The sequence below is a fragment of the Serratia sp. N21D137 genome, assembly GCF_047530005.1.
Lineage (GTDB): Bacteria > Pseudomonadota > Gammaproteobacteria > Enterobacterales > Enterobacteriaceae > Chania > Chania fonticola_B.
On record NZ_JBLJAJ010000001.1, the window covers coordinates 1 to 16,412 of the forward strand.

A 16,412-nucleotide genomic window follows, 5' to 3' on the forward strand; every position below is an offset into this window, starting at 1 on the left:
CTGAAGGACAAGTTAAAAAGTGGTCAGTTGAAGAAGCCGGCAACCGCCGACATTTCTGGCTAACCGCTAACAGGGGTGGGTCAGATTTACTTTGGCAGCCTGGGTCACTATTCGATTGGCATTGACAGGTAACACGCAAAGCGGAGCGTTAGCGACAGCATTATGTAACTCAGGGCAAGGACTTATCAGGATGACCATGTAACCGTTAGGTAGCGAGGCCGAACCGCTGGCAGAGCCTGCATATCGTGTGCAGGGACGAAAACCACCATGAACCTGTTTAGTAAACATCGGGCTAAAATGCGCCTTACCATGAGCTTTCTGTGAGTGTTTAGAGCCTACAGTGTGGCTTAGTTTTCTTGTTTTGCTATCGCGGTAAGACACTGGAACGACCGCCAACGGTTTGATATGCTCACAGATCAACCACACACCAAACAGTGACAGTTACGGGTGTAGTTCAATGGGGCTGAAAGCATTGTAGGTGAGAAATCACTTTTGCTTGAAACGCTTATAAATCAAAAAGTTTATTTATAAGGAGATTTTGGAGCGGGTGAAGGGAATCGAACCCTCGTATGCAGCTTGGGAAGCTGCCGTTCTACCATTGAACTACACCCGCTTAGGTGTGCGACTGGCATTATAACCGGTTATGCGCATCGGGCAAGAGAAGAAAGTGCATAACTGCCGATGTTTTAAGCGGTTAGCAACACCCCGTTCTCTTCAGGCGAAAAAAAACCGGCACAGTCGCCTGCACCGGTTTAATCACTTGGCGAAGGTTACTTGCTCGGGCGCATGGCCGGGAACAGGATCACGTCGCGGATGGTGTGGCTGTTGGTCAACAGCATCACCATACGGTCGATACCGATGCCCAGGCCCGCGGTTGGCGGCAGGCCGTGTTCCAGCGCAGTGACGTAGTCTTCGTCGTAGAACATCGCTTCGTCGTCACCAGCATCTTTCGCGCTAACCTGATCGGCAAAACGCTGCGCCTGATCTTCTGCGTCGTTCAGCTCCGAGAAGCCGTTACCGATTTCACGCCCACCGATGAAGAATTCGAAACGATCGGTGATTTCCGGGTTCTCGTCGTTACGGCGTGCCAGCGGAGAAACCTCTGCCGGATACTCGGTGATGAAGGTTGGCTGGATCAGATGGCTTTCCGCGGTCTCTTCAAAGATCTCGGTAACCACGCGGCCCAGGCCCCAGCTCTTCTCAACCTTGATGCCGATTGATTCAGCAATCGCCACGGATTTCGCCATATCGTTCAGATCGTCGAGGTTGGTTTCCGGGCGATACTTCTTGATCGCTTCGCGCATGGTCAGCTTGTCAAACGGCTTGCCGAAATCGAACACCTCATCGCCATAAGGCACCTTGGTGTCACCCAGCACGTCCTGCGCCAGCGTACGAAACAGCGACTCGGTCAGCTCAATCAGGTCTTTGTAATCCGCATACGCCATATAGAGTTCCATCATGGTGAACTCTGGGTTATGACGCGGGGAAACGCCTTCGTTACGGAAGTTACGGTTGATCTCGAACACGCGCTCGAAGCCACCTACCACCAGGCGCTTCAGATACAGCTCTGGCGCGATACGCAGGTACATGTCGATGTCCAACGCGTTGTGGTGCGTGACGAACGGACGAGCAGACGCGCCGCCAGGGATCACTTGCATCATCGGGGTTTCGACTTCCATAAAGCCTCGACCCACCATGAAGTTACGGATCGCCGCCATCACCTGCGAACGGATCTTGAAGGTGTTGCGGGATTCTTCGTTGGCGATCAGATCCAGATAACGCTGGCGATAACGGGTTTCCTGATCGGCCAGGCCGTGGAACTTGTCTGGCAACGGACGCAGTGCTTTGGTCAGCAAACGCAGCTCGGTACAGTGGATAGACAGTTCGCCAGTTTTGGTCTTGAACAGCTTACCACGTGCGCCAAGGATATCGCCCAGGTCCCATTTCTTGAACTGCTCGTTGTAAACGCCTTCAGGCAGATCGTCGCGTGCGACGTAGAGCTGAATGCGGCCACCCACGTCCTGCAGCGTCACGAAGGAGGCTTTACCCATGATACGGCGGGTCATCATACGGCCAGCCACGGTCACTTCGATACCCAGTGATTCCAGCTCTTCATTTTCTTTGCTGCCGTATTCTGCATGCAGCTTGTCGGAGGTGGTATCACGACGGAAGTCGTTCGGGAACGCAATGCCGTTCTCGCGCAGCGCGGCCAGTTTTTCACGGCGTGACTGCAGCTCGTTGTTGAGATCCAACGCCTGTTCGGCGCCTTGTGCTTGTTGCTCAGACATTTCTGTTCCTCATAACCCGGCTTTCAAACTTGCCTCAATGAATTTATCCAGGTCGCCATCCAGTACGGCCTGCGTATTACGTGTTTCGACGTTGGTGCGCAAGTCCTTGATGCGGGAATCATCCAGCACGTAAGAACGGATTTGGCTGCCCCATCCGATATCGGACTTGTTGTCTTCCAGCATTTGCTTGTCAGCATTTTTCTTTTGCATCTCGTATTCATACAGCTTGGCGCGCAGCTGTTTGAATGCCTGATCCTTGTTCTTATGCTGAGAGCGATCGTTCTGGCACTGCACCACAATGTTGGTTGGCAAGTGGGTAATACGCACCGCCGACTCGGTTTTGTTAACGTGCTGACCACCGGCGCCTGAGGCACGGTATACGTCAATGCGCAGATCGGCCGGGTTGATTTCGATATCGATATCGTCATCCACTTCCGGATAGATAAATACGGAACTGAAAGAGGTATGGCGGCGGCCGCCGGAATCGAATGGGCTCTTGCGTACCAGGCGATGCACGCCGGTTTCAGTACGTAACCAGCCAAACGCGTAGTCGCCGATAATCTTGATGGTGGCCGACTTGAGGCCCGCGACGTCGCCGTCGGACTCTTCAATCACCTCCGTTTTAAAGCCTTTGGATTCCGCCCAACGCAGGTACATGCGCAGCAGCATGCTGGCCCAGTCCTGCGCTTCGGTGCCGCCGGAGCCTGCCTGGATATCCAGGTAGCAGTCCGCGCTGTCGTATTCACCAGAGAACATACGACGGAATTCTAATTGTTCCAACTTGGCGCTCAGTTGATCGAGCTCAACCACGGTCTCGTTGAAGGTGTCTTCGTCTTCCGCCTCAACCGCCAGTTCCAGCAGGCCAGTGACGTCTTCACAGCCCTGTTCCAACTGATCGATGGTTTCGACAATGGCTTCCAGCGACGAGCGCTCTTTGCCTAATGCCTGTGCGCGTTCAGGTTCGTTCCAAACGTCCGGCTGTTCCAGCTCGGCGTTAACTTCTTCTAGGCGTTCTTTCTTGGCATCATAGTCAAAGATACCCCCTGAGAACGGCTGTCCGCTCGGACACATCCTGAATGCGGTTTTTTACCGGATTAATTTCAAACATGATTTTTTGCGTTCTTACGTTGATGTCGTCGATGGCGAAATGCCATTGGAACCGGTAATTCTAGCGGATCCAGTCGCCAGTTTATAGCGAGTTGGTCAGTTTTTGTGGGGGATTGAGATCAGGGCACCCGCAGGTGCCCTGATAAACCGGTTAACGCGGCCAGAGGTGTTGAATGAGCAACTGCACGTTACGGTTGCCACGGAACTCGTTCACATCCAGTTTGTACGCCAGTTCCACTTCTTTGATGCTGCTGTCAGGCCACTGTGTGGTGTCGATATTGAAGGCGATGCCGTCCAACAATGGGCCGCCACCGAGCGGTTCGATCATCAGCTTCAGGTGTTTTTCGCCCACCAGCCGCTGTTGCAGAATACGGAACTTGCCGTCAAAGGTTGGCTCAGGAAACGCCTGCCCCCAAGGCCCCCCCTCACGCAGAAGCTCCGCGGTGGTCAGGGTCAGTTCTTGCATCATCAACTCGCCGTCCGACCAGATCACGCCTTCCAGCATGGCTGGATCTAGCCATTCGCCGACCAGTTCCCCAAAACGCTGGCGGAACTCGTCAAACTTGGCCTCTTCCAGCGACAAGCCCGCCGCCATCGCATGGCCGCCGAACTTCATCATCAGCCCAGGATTCAGGGTATCGAGTCGCTCCAACGCATCACGCATATGCAACCCGGCCACCGAGCGGCCAGAACCTTTCAGAATGCCGTCGCCCGCAGGGGCAAAAGCGATCACCGGGCGATGGAAACGCTCTTTGATACGCGAAGCCAGAATACCTACCACACCCTGATGCCATTCTGGATGATACATCGCCAACCCGTAAGGCAGTTCAGTGGTAGTGCGTTCCAGCTGATCGCACAGCTCCAGCGCCTCCACCTGCATCCCCTGCTCAATCTCACGCCGGGTCTGGTTGAGCGCGTCGAGATCGTTGGCCAGCATACGTGCCTGGGCAATATCGTCGCTCAACAGCATGGCGACGCCGATCGACATATCGTCCAGCCGCCCTGCCGCGTTCAGCCGTGGCCCAAGAGCAAAGCCGAGATCGCTAGCCGCCAATTGCCGTGCATCGCGGTTGGCCACTTCCAGCAGAGCGCGAATACCTGGTCGACACTTGCCAGCCCGGATGCGATTCAGCCCCTGATACACCAGAATACGGTTGTTGGCATCCAGCGGCACCACGTCCGCCACCGTGCCCAGCGCCACCAGATCCAGCAGTTCGGCCAGATTAGGCATAGCCAGCGCACGCTGTTCGAACCAGCCGCTGTCACGCAGTTTGGCCCGCAAAGCCAACATCAGATAGAAGGCAACGCCTACACCAGCCAGAGATTTGGAGGGAAAATCGCAGTCACGCAGGTTCGGGTTAACGATCGCCTCTGCCGCAGGCAAAGTATCCCCCGGCAGATGGTGATCGGTGACCAGCACCTGTATTCCCAAGCCATGCGCAACATCAACGCCCGCATGCGAGGAGATACCGTTATCGACCGTGACGATCAGCTCAGCACCCCGAGCCGCCGCCTGTTCCACCACTTCGGGGCTCAGGCCATAGCCATCTTCAAAACGGTTGGGCACCAGATATTCGATAGAGCTACAGCCCATGCTACGCAAGGCCAGCACCGTCAGTGCGGTACTGGTGGCGCCGTCGGCGTCAAAGTCGCCCACCACCATGATGCGGCGGCCATCGGCCAGTGCCTGGTGCAATATCGCTACCGCAGCATCGATACCGCTCAACTGTTGCCAAGGCAACATGCCCTTGACGCTACGCTCCAGCTCCTGCTCGCCCTTAACTCCGCGCAACGCGTATAAGCGACGCAACAAGGGGGGCAGGCTGGCGGGTAAATGGCTGGCATCTGCCGCCTCGCGGCGGCGTAATTGGGTTTTAATACTCACCGTGACTTATTTCGTGGCTGCGGAGGCTGCATGCGCATCCAACATCGCGGCCATCTCTTTCGGCCCTTGGTAGCCAGGGACAACCATGCCGTTTTTCAGCACGATAGCCGGGGTGCCGTTGATACCAAACTGAACACCCAGCGCATAATGCTGGCTGATATCGGTTTTGCAGGTTGCCGGAGACACCGCGTCGCCCTTCATGGCAGCATCGAAGGCCTTAGCCCGGTCTGCGGTACACCAGATGGAACGCATATCTTTCTCTGCCTGAGATTCCAGCCCCTGACGCGGGAACGCCAGATAGCGCACGGTGATCCCCAGCTCGTTGTACTCTTTCATCTGCTCGTGCAGCTTATGGCAATAGCCACAGGTGATATCGGTAAACACGGTGATCACGTGTTTCTCTTTCGGCGCTTTATAGACGATCATCTGATCTTTCAGCGCTTCCAGACGGGTCATCAACAGTTGGTTAGTCACGTTGACCGGCTCACCGCCGCTGACGTCAAACAGCGGCCCTTGCAAAACGTGCTTGCCATCTTCAGTCACATACAGCGTACCGCCTTCGGTCAATACGGTTTTCAAACCGGCGACCGGCGAGGGTTGCACGTCTGCCTGCTTAATGCCCAGGCTACCTAGTGCTTTCTGAATGGCTGCATCGTCAGCATGGGCCGCGCCGGTAACCGAAGCCACCAGCAGGGAGAGCAGCATTAAACCTTTTTTCATTCTTCCAATCCTTTCGAACCCTGCGCGTCAGGCGCGCGGGTGATGCTGTTGATGTAGCTGCTTCAATCTTTCAGTGGCTACATGAGTATAAATTTGTGTGGTTGAGAGGTCGCTATGCCCCAACAACATCTGTACGACACGAAGATCGGCCCCATGGTTCAGTAAGTGGGTGGCGAAAGCGTGGCGCAGCACATGCGGAGACAGCCGTTCGCTGTCGATACCCGCTAGGATCGCATAGTGTTTAATCCGATGCCAGAACGTCTGACGAGTCATTTGTTGGCTGCGGTTGCTGGGGAACAGCACATCCAGCGTCTGGCCGTTCAGCATCCAGGGCCTGCCATGTTCCAGATAATTTTCGATCCAGTACACCGCTTCTTCACCCAACGGCACCAGGCGCTCTTTGTTGCCTTTACCGATCACCCGCACCACGCCCTGGCGCAGGCTGACATCGCTGATGGTCAACCCCACCAGTTCCGACACACGCAACCCGGTGGCATACAACACCTCGAGCATAGCCTTGTCACGCAGCTCCAACGGTTGATCGACGCAAGGTGCCTGTAGCAAGGCCTCAACCTGCGCTTCGCTCAGATCCTTGGGTAACCGCTGCGGTAATTTGGGCGAGGCCAGCAACGCGGTGGGGTCATCTGCCCGCATTTTTTCACGGTTGAGATATTGGAACAGGCGACGCATCGCGCTTAACAACCGGGCTGAACTGGTCGCTTTGTATCCTCCCTCCACCCGTTCGGCGAGAAAGGCCTGTAAGTCCAACGCTTCGGCCTGTAACAGGCTGCGGTTGTTGAGAGCCAGCCAACCGGCCAGCGCCTGTAAATCGAGCCGATAAGAGGCCAGCGTATTCTCTGCCAGATTGCGTTCGATCCACAACGCATCCAGGAATTGCTCAATCAGCGCACTGTCTTGCTGTTGCACGCGGTCCTCTCTTCAATATATTTATACCCTATGGATTTCAAGCTGCGGCTAGGCGACAAGCTTACTCATCCCCAGGAGCTTACTTTCGGGTAAGTGACTGGGGTGAGTAAGCGCAGGTAACAACGCTGTAGCTTGAAAGACGACGGGTATATGCCACAGGCATTATGCCTTAAGGTATACTCGTTGCAATTCTACCTACGGCATTATAAACGGTTTAAACATGAAGATTGGTCTGTTTTACGGCTCCAGCACCTGCTACACCGAGATGGCAGCAGAAAAAATCCGTGAGATTCTGGGTGAAGACCTGGTCGACCTACACAACCTGAAAGACGTTTCTCCCAAGCTGATGGAAGATTATTCCATCCTGATCCTGGGTATTCCAACCTGGGATTTTGGTGAACTGCAAGAGGATTGGGAAGCGATCTGGCCGCAACTGACTGAACTAGACCTGAAAGGCAAGATCGTTGCCATGTACGGGATGGGCGATCAATTAGGTTATGGCGAATGGTTCCTGGATGCGCTGGGGATGTTGCACGACCAGCTTGCCCCACAGGGCGTGCAGTTTATCGGTTTCTGGCCGATCGACGGGTTTGAATTCACCAGCCCCAAACCGCTCAGCGCCGACGGCAAACACTTTGTTGGCCTGGCGCTGGATGAGGTGAACCAATACGATCTGAGCGAAGAGCGTCTGCAACAGTGGTGTGAACAGATCCTGCTGGAGATGGAACCGCTGCTGTAACGAAATTGGGCGCGATATCGCGCCCAACAACGTCTTTATTTCCACAACCTGAAACGGCTCTCGCCATTACTGGCTGGCGTATCAGCGGCTTCTGGCTCGGCAGCATTACCCTTCAAACGAGCCGGGTCGGCCACCTGATACCAGTCAAGTTTACGTGTCAGCAGCATAATGCCCGCCAGAACCCCAAACAGCAGCACCGAACCTAATACCAGTGCGTTATCTTCCGACTGCAACAGCATATACAGGATGCCATACAGCAGTAGCAGGCTGGCAGCGAACAGCATGCCTCGGCGCATCCCGCGCAGCGCGGCGCTGAGGTAGAAGGCAATCAGTCCACTACAGGCCACGCTTGCCAGCAGGTAGGCCACGTCGAACCCCAGATGTTCTGAGAAAGCCAGCAGGATTAGATAGAACAGTACCAGCGCCGCCCCCACCAACAGATACTGGATCGGGTGCACCCGCAGCCCGGTCAGGGTTTCGAACAGGAAGAACGCCATAAACGTCAGCCCCAGGAACAGCACCGCATACTTCACCGCCCGCTCGGTCAGTTGATAGTGATCGACTGGTTCGATCAGGCTGGTAGTGAAGGTCGGCAGCTTTTCCTCTTCCATGATGCCGTTATCATACATGAATGAGCTATTGATATTGTTGGCAAACCAGGTGCTGCGCCAGCGGGCAGAGAAACCTTTATCGGTCACCTTGCGCTCATCCGGCAGGAAGTTACCGAGGAAGTTCGGGTGCGGCCAGTTGCTTTGCAATAGCAGTTCGGAACTGCGCCCTACCGGCACCAGGGACAAGCTGCTGGTCCCTGCCAGGTTGAGTGTGAAATCCGCCGTCAGCCCATCTTTCTGCAACGAGGCGAGGGCCAACGGTGCATGGATCCCCTGAGAAAGCCCGCTGACCAAAGTGCCCGGTTCAAACTTGGCCTGCTGTTGAATGCCGTTGAGGGTTGAAATGCTCTTTATACCGCGAGAATCGCTCAATGACAGCATCAGGAAGGGTTGGCCGATCGTGATGTTGCTATGCTGCAAATCCTCCAGATCGGGTAGGCCGAATTTCACCTGGAAATCCAGTGGCCCCTGATACACCTGAGTCTGGTAGATGCCCAGCTTGCGGATCTCAACGTTGGGCTTGCCATTGACCACCAAAGATTCCGGCAAAACAAAGCGTTGATAGCGAGTGGTCTCTATCTTGATTTCGCCTTTTTCGTTCTTCTTCTCTTCCCGGAAGGTGTACGGGATCACGATCACTGGCCCAAGAATGCGCTGCGCCCGGCTGGTGCTTTCACTCACTTGCCCCACCACGCTCTGGCGATAGCCGCTGCGCTCCTGTATCACATCCATGAGCATGCCCACCGGGATCATCATCAGGATCATCAATCCCAGCAGGGTGGTTATTTTCCAAAACAGTACCGATTTAAACATCGTGGCAGACTCCTTGTAGGTAATGTCACTACGATAAAGTCGGCAAGTGAAATCAGAATGTGGTTATGTGAAGGGAAGGTGAAGTGCGGGCAATAAGTTGTAATCAGAGTGGTAACGTGAGAATGGCCTTCGCGCCTGTGGGTTGCAGGTTTTGCAAACGGATGGCGCCACGATGCAGGCGCGCCACTTCCTGCACGAAGTTCAGGCCCAGGCCGCTGCTCTTGGGTTTATCTTCCCGCGCCAGCGAATAGAAACGTTCAAATACCTTATCCAGCGCATAGTCGGGTATGCCGCTGCCAGTGTCGCAAAGGGTGAGCTGGTAATGATGCTCCAACCGCTCGCCATTGATACTGACCGAACCACCGGCAGGGGTGAAATCCAGGGCATTATCCAACAGATTGCTCAGCGCCTGCCCCAGTAAAAAGGCATCTCCAGTCAGCGATGCTTCCGCTAACGCCCCCAATTCAATCGTGACGCCACGCTGCGCCGCCTGTGCTTCTTTACCCGCGACAATCTGCCGGACTAACGGCACCATCGCTACCGCAGCCAGTTCCAAACCGGGCCGGCTTTCTAACTGCGCCTGCACCAGCAACTTATCGACCAGTTGCTGAATGCGGGCACTCTGCTGTTCGATGTTGGTCAAAAAGCGTTTGGCCGTCGCGGGAGGCGGTGATTCCTGCAAGAGTTCCGCCGCGCCACGGATCGCCGCCAGCGGGCTTTTCAACTCGTGTGTCAGGGTATGCACATATTGTTCAATATAAGCCTTGCCTTCCAACTTCATGCGCATGCTTTCCAGCGCTTGCGCCAGTTGGGTCAGCTCAACGCTGCCCATGCGCGGTAATGGCACCGCCTCGCCGTGCGCCACTCCGTCGGCATAACGCACCAGGCGGTTAATCGAACGGTTAATCCACCAGACGAAGCCCAGCCCGATCGCCAGCGCAATCCCCAGCAGCACCGCGCCCGCCAGCAAAATACGCCGCTCGCTGCGGCGGATCACCGGTGCCATGGTGCTGTTGGGCTTGCCGACGCTCAACACGCCGATAATCTGCCCTTGCTCCACCACTGGTGCGGCCACGTACATCACCGAACTGCTCTCGTCATCGGCAATCGTCCGGGTACTGCGCGCACCGTATTGGCCACGTAATGTCAGATAAACATCGTTCCAGCGGGAGTAATCCTGCCCCAACGCCAGGTCTGATGAATCGAAAATCACCTTGCCGCGCCCATCGGTAAGATAGACACGATATTCGTTCCTATCTTTGCGGATCCCGGCGATATTGGCCCCGATCGGCCGCTGATTTAGCTGGGCGATAGCCTGCGCCAACTGACCCTTTGCCGCATCCCCATGCCTCATATCTAGCCGCGCCACCTGTGCCAGCAGGTTGGCGGTATCCACCAGCGTGCCTTCGGTGGCACGCCGTACGCCAGGTTTGACCTCCTGCACGAAAATGCTCAGCACGAAATAGCCCGCCACCGCCACAATCAGGAAATAGCCCAACAGCAGGCGCAGGCCAATCCTCATGGCTGGCGGCTCACGCTATAGCCTAAGCCACGATGGGTATGGATCGGGGGTTCTGCGGCATCGATCGCCCGCAGTTTGGCACGCAGCGTTTTGATATGGGTATCGACGGTACGATCCAGGCTCTCTTCCGCCTGGGCCCAAACGATATCCATCAACTGCTGGCGGGAGAATACCCGGCCAGGCGCTTGTAACAGGGTTTTCAGCAACAAGAATTCATAGCGGGTCAGCGGCAGCGGCTGTTGGTGGTAACAGATCGTAGCTCCCTCTTCATCCAGGCTAAAGGCACCAAAATGATAAAGAGCAGGCTGTTGCAAGCGCTGCTGCTTGTGTAAACGCCGCAGGATCGTACGCACGCGGGCGCTGACCTCACGCGGGGAGAAGGGTTTGGCTACATAGTCATCGGCACCGATTTCCAGCCCGATCAGACGATCGAGTTCGCCGCTGCGCGCGGTAAGAAACAGGACCGGTAAATCCGCCGCCTGCGCCAGCAGCCGACGGCAAAGCTCAAAACCGTTGATATCGGGCAGGCCGACGTCGAGGATCACCAACGCCGGTAAGCCCTGTTGCAGAGCCTGCAAAGCAGGCTCGCCACGTTCAAACCAACGCACCTGAAAGCCTTCGCTCTCCAGGGTATAAATCAGCGTATCCGCAATGCTGGGCTCGTCTTCTACCAGCCAAAGCAGCGGTTTCATTATACGTCCTCATCGGTAGCGGATTGTTCAAACAACAACCGTTGACGCAGTTGGCGCCAATCCGCTTTGCTCATGGAATCCGAAGCCAACCACAGCCGATGGCGTTTCTTGCCGTCGATCTGCTGAAGCGACAGCAAAATACCGAACCCAGGCATCCAGGGCTTGTTCACCATCAGCCATTCTCGGCCATGCCACTCAATCCGGCGTTCAGCCAGCAACCGCAGTTCTCCCTGCCTGGATGCAATGCGCTTTTGGCTGCGAATGCACTCAAACACCACCAACGTCAACAGCACCAACCAGATCGGGCCATAGCCTTCCGGCCACGGGGCGATCAGGATCAGCAAAATCAGCAGGCCGTGAGTCAGCAACGAGACTAACTGGGTACGCCAGGAAACGCGGACATCACATCGCCACAGGGCCACGGGCTTTATTTCGCATTTGGATCAGGGACACCATTCTCTGCAGATCTTGATCCTGCGGAGCGCCATGATTCATCAGCCAGTTGAACAAATCGGGGTCGTCACATTCTAGCAAGCGGATGAATACGGCCTTGTCTGCATCACTCAGCGTATCGTATTCATGTTCGAAAAACGGCATGATCGAGATATCCAACTCGCGCATGCCGCGGCGGCAGGCCCAGTGAATACGTGCTTTATTATTAATATCCATGTTGTTATGACTAACCTCTTTTCGGCATGGCTTGCCATGCTCTTGGGCAACCGACACTTGGTATGGCAACGCGCGCGTAATTTAATTCCGTCAGCCAACGATTTGGGTGCAATTGGGTCTCGTTGGCCGCAAGCGCCTAGAGTAACAATTTGACATACTCGCCGGGAAGGGCGTTCACCCAACAAAACATAAAATGTCAAAAAAAGCGCTGTCTGGTAATAACTGTTTGCAAAGCTAGCCACCTCTTTTACCATGGTAGCAACCCCAACAGGTATGCTAAACATGCAGCAGGAACCGATTATGGCGTTCAATATTCCTTTTCTACCCCGTCAACCTTCCGCCTCTTCCCATCTGCCACTGACGCTGATCTCACTGGAAGATTGGGCCATGGTGCAGTTGAGCGGGCCAGACACGGTAAAATATCTTCAGGGCCAGGTCACGGCCGATATCGACAAACTGGCGGCCAATCAACACGTGCTGTGCGGCCATTGCGATGCCAAAGGCAAAATGTGGAGTAACCTGCGTTTATTCCACCGCGGTGAAGGCTTTGCCTATCTTGAGCGTCGCAGCGTGCTGGAAAGCCAACTGGCGGAAATAAAGAAATACGCGGTGTTCTCCAAAATCACCATCGCGGCAGACAGCAATGCGGTGCTGCTGGGCCTCGCTGGCCTTGAGGCGCGGGCCGCATTGGCGAAGGTGTTTAGCACCCAGCCAGATGCAGAACACCAAGTGGTGCAAGATGGCGATACCACCTTGATGCACTTTGCGCTGCCAGCAGAACGTTTTGTGCTGATTACCACGGCAGAAACCGCCGCTCTGCTAGCTTCCAAGCTGGAAGGTCAGGCTGAGCTGAACGACAGTCGCCAATGGCTGGCACTGGATATTGAGGCCGGTTATCCGGTGATTGATGCAGCAAACAGTGCGCAGTTGATCCCTCAGGCGACCAATCTACAGGCGCTGGACGGGATCAGCTTCAGCAAAGGCTGCTACACCGGGCAGGAAATGGTGGCTCGCGCCAAGTTCCGGGGAGCCAACAAGCGCGCCCTGTACTGGCTGGAAGGTAAAGGTAGCCAGGTTCCACAAGCAGGTGACGATCTGGAGTTGAAGCTGGGTGACAACTGGCGCCGCACCGGCACCGTGCTGGCGGCAATCTCGCTGGCTGACGGAACGCTGTGGGTGCAGGTGGTGATGAATAACGATCTGGAAGCGGACAGCGTGCTGCGCGTACGCGATGACGCCAGCAGCCAGCTCGCCATCAAGCCTCTGCCTTACTCACTGGCGGAAGAAAAGTAAGTGGTTTGGCCGCAGGCATCGCGCCTGCGGCCAGACGAGTTATTCGTCCAATTCCCCATCACGCGGCACCAGATAAATCAGCACCAGCAAAATAGTGACAAAGAAGCGGAAGGCATCGGGCACACCGTTCCACTGTTTTGACATCCACATGCCAAACCACTCGCCACCAACCGACATAAAGGCCACCTGCCAGGTGAGGAAGCCTAACGTCAACCCTGCAATGGCAAAGGTCTTGGCCCGGTTAAAGCTGGCCGCAGGCAGTTTCAGGCCGCGCAGCAGACGGATCCCCCCAATCCAGCACAAAATCGCGGTGAGGGTTTCCAACGCAATAATGCCGATATACCCCACCTGATGCAGCCATGGCGACTGGATGGAGCGATAGGTGATAGTGGCATCAGGGAAGATCGTATCCATCATAAAAACATGGCGTACGAAGGCAAAGTTGGTGTCGTAATCAGTGATATTGCCAAAGGCTACCAGTGAGGCAAATAGCGCGATAGCACAAACCAGCAGGGCTTTGGATAAACGAACGATCATAGTGAAGAGTCCTGGGTAATGATTAAAGGCACCGGGAGGTGCAAATACCCCATAGATCTCAAGATGCAGGTCAGCCAGCAGCAAGCGCAGCCAACCCCCTGCGACTTGAAAGCGAGGGGTTTGGCGGGCTCAGAAATAAAGCTAAGGCTTGCTGGATACCCGAAAGAAACAAGCGCCTCTTTTTAACCCAAAAGAAACGCTTTGGCAATATATCGACAACAGATGAGTGGGTTATACGTAAAGGTAGATCGCCATGAAGTGGCACACACTGCCGCCGAGCACAAAACCGTGCCAGATCGCATGGCCAAAACGGAAGCGTTTCGAGGCATAGAAAATCACCCCTAGCGTGTACACCACGCCCCCTACCGCCAGCAAAGTTACCCCTCCGACTTCCAGGCGCATTGCCAACTGGTAGATCACGATCAGTGATAGCCAGCCCATGGTCAGATAGGTCACCAGCGACAACACCTCGAAACGGTGCGCAAATGCCAGTTTGAAAATCACGCCGAACAACGCCAGCCCCCAGATCACCACCATCAGCCCCCGCGCCAACGGTGAGTCCAGCCCCACCAGCAGGAACGGCGTATAGGTTCCGGCGATCAGCAGGTAGATGGCGCAGTGGTCAAATTTTTTCAGCCAGTGCTTGGCCCTTTGATGCGGAATAGCATGGTACAGCGTGGAAGCCAGGAACAGCAGGATCATACTGCCGCCATACAGGCTATAGCTGGTGATGGCCGTTACCCCAGCGCCGTCGTTTACCGCCTGAACCAACAGCAGCACCAGGCCGACAATCCCAAACACCAAGCCGATACCGTGGCTGATGCTGTTGGCAATTTCCTCTGCCCATGGATAAGCCGTGGCGGGCAACTGGTCTGCCCCGACTTTCACTTCGTCCTTTTTCCCCATAAAGCGCAACCCCTCAAAACAACGCATATTGTGCGAATTAACTGCAAATGAGATTAACTGAGAACGATTCCAGTGTACACGTGTACGCTAAAATAAAACTGTGAGCGCTTGTAACACCACGCTAACATCGAAATCCTCAGCCTGCTGGGCTACAATCGATATGCTTTGCACCCTATGGATTTCAGTTACGGCTGGAAGACGGCGGGTATCCCATCATTCACCTCGAGGTTCGTACCATGTCATCCGCTGTACCCGCGTTAGACTTTGGCTCCATGACTCAAACCATCCAGTTTCTGATGGAAATCGACAAACTTAAAAGCGTGCAACGCCGTACCAAGGTGATGGGCACCCAGCGTCAGGAAAACTCGGCCGAGCACAGTTGGCACTTTGCCATTGCGGCCTTGAGTCTGGCCCCTTATGCCAGCGATGAGGTGGATATTCAGCGCGTGATCCAGATGGCCCTGCTACACGATATCGTCGAGATCGATGCCGGTGACGTCATGGTTTACGATCTGGCAGCACGAGCGGCGATCCACGACCAGGAAGTGGCGGCGGCAAAACGGTTATTCGGGATATTGCCGGAACCACAACGTGGGGTTTTCACCGCGCTGTGGCAGGAGTATGAAGCAGGCGAAAGCGCCGATGCCCGCTTCGCGTTGGTGCTGGATCGCTGCATGCCAATGCTGATGAACCTGCACAACGGCGGTCAGAGCTGGGTAGAGAATGATATCAGCCTGCAACAGGTATTGGACCGTAATACGATGATTGCCGATACCCATCCCGAGCTGTGGCAACATTTGGAGCAGCATTTGCAGGATGCACAGCGTAAAGGCTGGCTGAAGTAATCGATGAGGGGCGCCGATGGCGCCCTTGCTGATTCAACGCCCGCCAGCGGCTTCGATAAAAGTGCCAGTGACGTAGGACGCCGCATCGGAAAGCAGCCAGGCAACAGCTTGCGCCACTTCCTCTGGCTGACCACCCCGCTGCATTGGCAACGCTGACTTCACCCGATCTACCCGCCCCGGCTCTCCTCCGCTGGCATGCATCTCGGTGTAAATACAACCTGGCCTTACGCAGTTGACGCGTATCCCCTGTGCCGCCACTTCCAACGCCAGACCGGTAGTCAACGTATCCACCGCCCCTTTTGAAGCCGCATAGTCGATATATTCCCACGGAGCCCCCAGACGCGACGCAGCGGAAGACACGTTGACGATCGCTCCTCCCTGCCCACCATGCCGTAACGCCATACGTTTTACCGCTTCGCGGCAGCAGAGAAAATACCCGGTGACGTTGGTCGTCAGCACCTTATTGATCCGCTCGGCGGTGAGTTGCTCAATGCTCGCCTGTTGGAACAGAATACCTGCGTTATTGACCAGTGCATCAATTGGCCCCAACGTGGCTTCCAGTTCGGCAAACATCGCCACCACCTCAGTTTCCTCGGCGATATCTGCTTGCAGAGCCATCGCCTTGCCACCCTGTTGGCGGATCTGCGCCACCACTAACTCAGCAGCAGCACTATCACGCAGATAATTGACGCCCACCGCATAGCTCTGCTGGGCCAATAATAATGCCGTCGCGCGGCCTATGCCCCGGCTGGCACCGGTCACTAACACTACTTTTGTCATTATTGTTCCTTGCTATTGAGATCAGAAACGATAGCGGGTATTTACGCAAGCAAGTCAGGCAACTTGCTGCTCGACGGT

The 16,412-nt window shown here is 55.4% G+C and carries 16 protein-coding genes and 1 tRNA gene; 3 read left to right on the forward strand and 14 right to left on the reverse strand.

Features of this window, described 5'->3' with window-relative positions; translation table 11 throughout:
- Positions 1–539: 539 nt before the first annotated feature.
- The 6 genes from ACMV5H_RS00005 to xerD all read right to left on the reverse strand — a co-directional run bounded on the left by ACMV5H_RS00005 (position 540) and on the right by xerD (position 6,927).
- A tRNA-Gly gene (locus tag ACMV5H_RS00005) sits at positions 540–613 on the reverse strand.
- 157 nt (positions 614–770) lie between these two features.
- Positions 771–2,288: a lysine--tRNA ligase gene (lysS, locus tag ACMV5H_RS00010; protein WP_161741292.1), complete on the reverse strand. Its 1,518-nt coding sequence runs from the start codon at positions 2,286–2,288 to the stop codon at positions 771–773.
- A gap of 9 nt (positions 2,289–2,297) precedes the next feature.
- Positions 2,298–3,396, reverse strand: a protein-coding gene (gene prfB / locus ACMV5H_RS00015) for a peptide chain release factor 2 (protein WP_098929871.1) whose coding sequence is annotated in 2 segments (ribosomal slippage) — positions 2,298–3,320 and positions 3,322–3,396 — 1,098 coding nt in all. Because the reading frame shifts where the segments join, the coding sequence is not laid out codon by codon here.
- A gap of 150 nt (positions 3,397–3,546) precedes the next feature.
- On the reverse strand, positions 3,547–5,280 hold the full coding sequence (gene recJ / locus ACMV5H_RS00020) for a single-stranded-DNA-specific exonuclease RecJ (RefSeq protein ID WP_414821269.1): 1,734 nt from the start codon (positions 5,278–5,280) through the stop codon (positions 3,547–3,549).
- Between the two features lie 6 nt (positions 5,281–5,286).
- Entirely contained in the window at positions 5,287–6,000 is a 714-nt protein-coding gene (gene dsbC, locus ACMV5H_RS00025) for a bifunctional protein-disulfide isomerase/oxidoreductase DsbC (RefSeq protein WP_414821270.1), read from the reverse strand.
- 27 nt (positions 6,001–6,027) lie between these two features.
- On the reverse strand, positions 6,028–6,927 hold the full coding sequence (gene xerD / locus ACMV5H_RS00030; RefSeq protein WP_021179811.1) for a site-specific tyrosine recombinase XerD: 900 nt from the start codon (positions 6,925–6,927) through the stop codon (positions 6,028–6,030).
- A gap of 220 nt (positions 6,928–7,147) precedes the next feature.
- Between xerD and fldB the strand changes: the two genes are divergently transcribed.
- Positions 7,148–7,666 carry a flavodoxin FldB gene (gene fldB / locus ACMV5H_RS00035; protein WP_021179810.1) on the forward strand — a complete coding sequence of 173 codons (519 nt, stop codon included), beginning with the start codon at positions 7,148–7,150 and terminating at the stop codon, positions 7,664–7,666.
- 35 nt (positions 7,667–7,701) lie between these two features.
- On the opposite strand, the gene creD is transcribed toward fldB, so the two are convergent.
- The 5 genes from creD to sdhE all read right to left on the reverse strand — a co-directional run bounded on the left by creD (position 7,702) and on the right by sdhE (position 11,973).
- The gene (gene creD / locus ACMV5H_RS00040; RefSeq protein ID WP_414821271.1) at positions 7,702–9,090 is read right to left on the reverse strand and encodes a cell envelope integrity protein CreD; all 1,389 of its coding nucleotides are present in this window, start codon (positions 9,088–9,090) and stop codon (positions 7,702–7,704) included.
- A gap of 103 nt (positions 9,091–9,193) precedes the next feature.
- Complete coding sequence (creC, locus tag ACMV5H_RS00045) at positions 9,194–10,612, reverse strand: two-component system sensor histidine kinase CreC (RefSeq protein WP_414821272.1); 1,419 nt, start codon at positions 10,610–10,612, stop codon at positions 9,194–9,196.
- Positions 10,609–11,304: a two-component system response regulator CreB gene (creB, locus tag ACMV5H_RS00050; RefSeq protein WP_021806195.1), complete on the reverse strand. Its 696-nt coding sequence runs from the start codon at positions 11,302–11,304 to the stop codon at positions 10,609–10,611. The genes creC and creB overlap by 4 nt, the downstream gene beginning before the upstream one ends.
- Positions 11,304–11,726, reverse strand: coding sequence for a protein YgfX (locus ACMV5H_RS00055; RefSeq protein WP_071681918.1), 423 nt, complete (start codon positions 11,724–11,726; stop codon positions 11,304–11,306). The genes creB and ACMV5H_RS00055 overlap by 1 nt, the downstream gene beginning before the upstream one ends.
- On the reverse strand, positions 11,707–11,973 hold the full coding sequence (sdhE, locus tag ACMV5H_RS00060) for an FAD assembly factor SdhE (protein WP_021179805.1): 267 nt from the start codon (positions 11,971–11,973) through the stop codon (positions 11,707–11,709). The genes ACMV5H_RS00055 and sdhE overlap by 20 nt, the downstream gene beginning before the upstream one ends.
- 300 nt (positions 11,974–12,273) lie before the next feature.
- Between sdhE and ygfZ the strand changes: the two genes are divergently transcribed.
- A complete protein-coding gene (gene ygfZ / locus ACMV5H_RS00065; RefSeq protein WP_414821362.1) occupies positions 12,274–13,266 on the forward strand; it encodes a tRNA-modifying protein YgfZ in 993 nt (330 codons plus the stop codon).
- Between the two features lie 39 nt (positions 13,267–13,305).
- Here the strand turns inward: ygfZ and ACMV5H_RS00070 are convergent, their stop codons facing one another.
- Complete coding sequence (locus ACMV5H_RS00070) at positions 13,306–13,803, reverse strand: DUF2165 family protein (protein WP_021806198.1); 498 nt, start codon at positions 13,801–13,803, stop codon at positions 13,306–13,308.
- A 231-nt stretch (positions 13,804–14,034) separates the two neighbouring features.
- The gene (trhA, locus tag ACMV5H_RS00075) at positions 14,035–14,709 is read right to left on the reverse strand and encodes a PAQR family membrane homeostasis protein TrhA (RefSeq protein WP_037375710.1); all 675 of its coding nucleotides are present in this window, start codon (positions 14,707–14,709) and stop codon (positions 14,035–14,037) included.
- 236 nt (positions 14,710–14,945) lie between these two features.
- Between trhA and ACMV5H_RS00080 the strand changes: the two genes are divergently transcribed.
- Complete coding sequence (locus ACMV5H_RS00080; RefSeq protein WP_414821273.1) at positions 14,946–15,554, forward strand: HD domain-containing protein; 609 nt, start codon at positions 14,946–14,948, stop codon at positions 15,552–15,554.
- A 33-nt stretch (positions 15,555–15,587) separates the two neighbouring features.
- Here the strand turns inward: ACMV5H_RS00080 and ACMV5H_RS00085 are convergent, their stop codons facing one another.
- Entirely contained in the window at positions 15,588–16,334 is a 747-nt protein-coding gene (locus ACMV5H_RS00085; protein ID WP_414821274.1) for an SDR family oxidoreductase, read from the reverse strand.
- Positions 16,335–16,412 lie beyond the last annotated feature (78 nt).

Excerpts from the sequence above, each read along its gene's own strand:
- dsbC (WP_414821270.1), bottom strand. The coding sequence starts at position 6,000 with ATGAAAAAAGGTTTAATGCTGCTCTCCCTGCTGGTGGCTTCGGTTACC.
- creC (WP_414821272.1), bottom strand. The coding sequence starts at position 10,612 with ATGAGGATTGGCCTGCGCCTGCTGTTGGGCTATTTCCTGATTGTGGCG.
- lysS (WP_161741292.1), bottom strand. The coding sequence starts at position 2,288 with ATGTCTGAGCAACAAGCACAAGGCGCCGAACAGGCGTTGGATCTCAAC.
- fldB (WP_021179810.1), top strand. The coding sequence starts at position 7,148 with ATGAAGATTGGTCTGTTTTACGGCTCCAGCACCTGCTACACCGAGATG.
- trhA (WP_037375710.1), bottom strand. The coding sequence starts at position 14,709 with ATGGGGAAAAAGGACGAAGTGAAAGTCGGGGCAGACCAGTTGCCCGCC.
- ACMV5H_RS00085 (WP_414821274.1), bottom strand. The coding sequence starts at position 16,334 with ATGACAAAAGTAGTGTTAGTGACCGGTGCCAGCCGGGGCATAGGCCGC.
- ACMV5H_RS00070 (WP_021806198.1), bottom strand. The coding sequence starts at position 13,803 with ATGATCGTTCGTTTATCCAAAGCCCTGCTGGTTTGTGCTATCGCGCTA.
- creB (WP_021806195.1), bottom strand. The coding sequence starts at position 11,304 with ATGAAACCGCTGCTTTGGCTGGTAGAAGACGAGCCCAGCATTGCGGAT.
- sdhE (WP_021179805.1), bottom strand. The coding sequence starts at position 11,973 with ATGGATATTAATAATAAAGCACGTATTCACTGGGCCTGCCGCCGCGGC.
- ygfZ (WP_414821362.1), top strand. The coding sequence starts at position 12,274 with ATGGCGTTCAATATTCCTTTTCTACCCCGTCAACCTTCCGCCTCTTCC.
- creD (WP_414821271.1), bottom strand. The coding sequence starts at position 9,090 with ATGTTTAAATCGGTACTGTTTTGGAAAATAACCACCCTGCTGGGATTG.
- ACMV5H_RS00080 (WP_414821273.1), top strand. The coding sequence starts at position 14,946 with ATGTCATCCGCTGTACCCGCGTTAGACTTTGGCTCCATGACTCAAACC.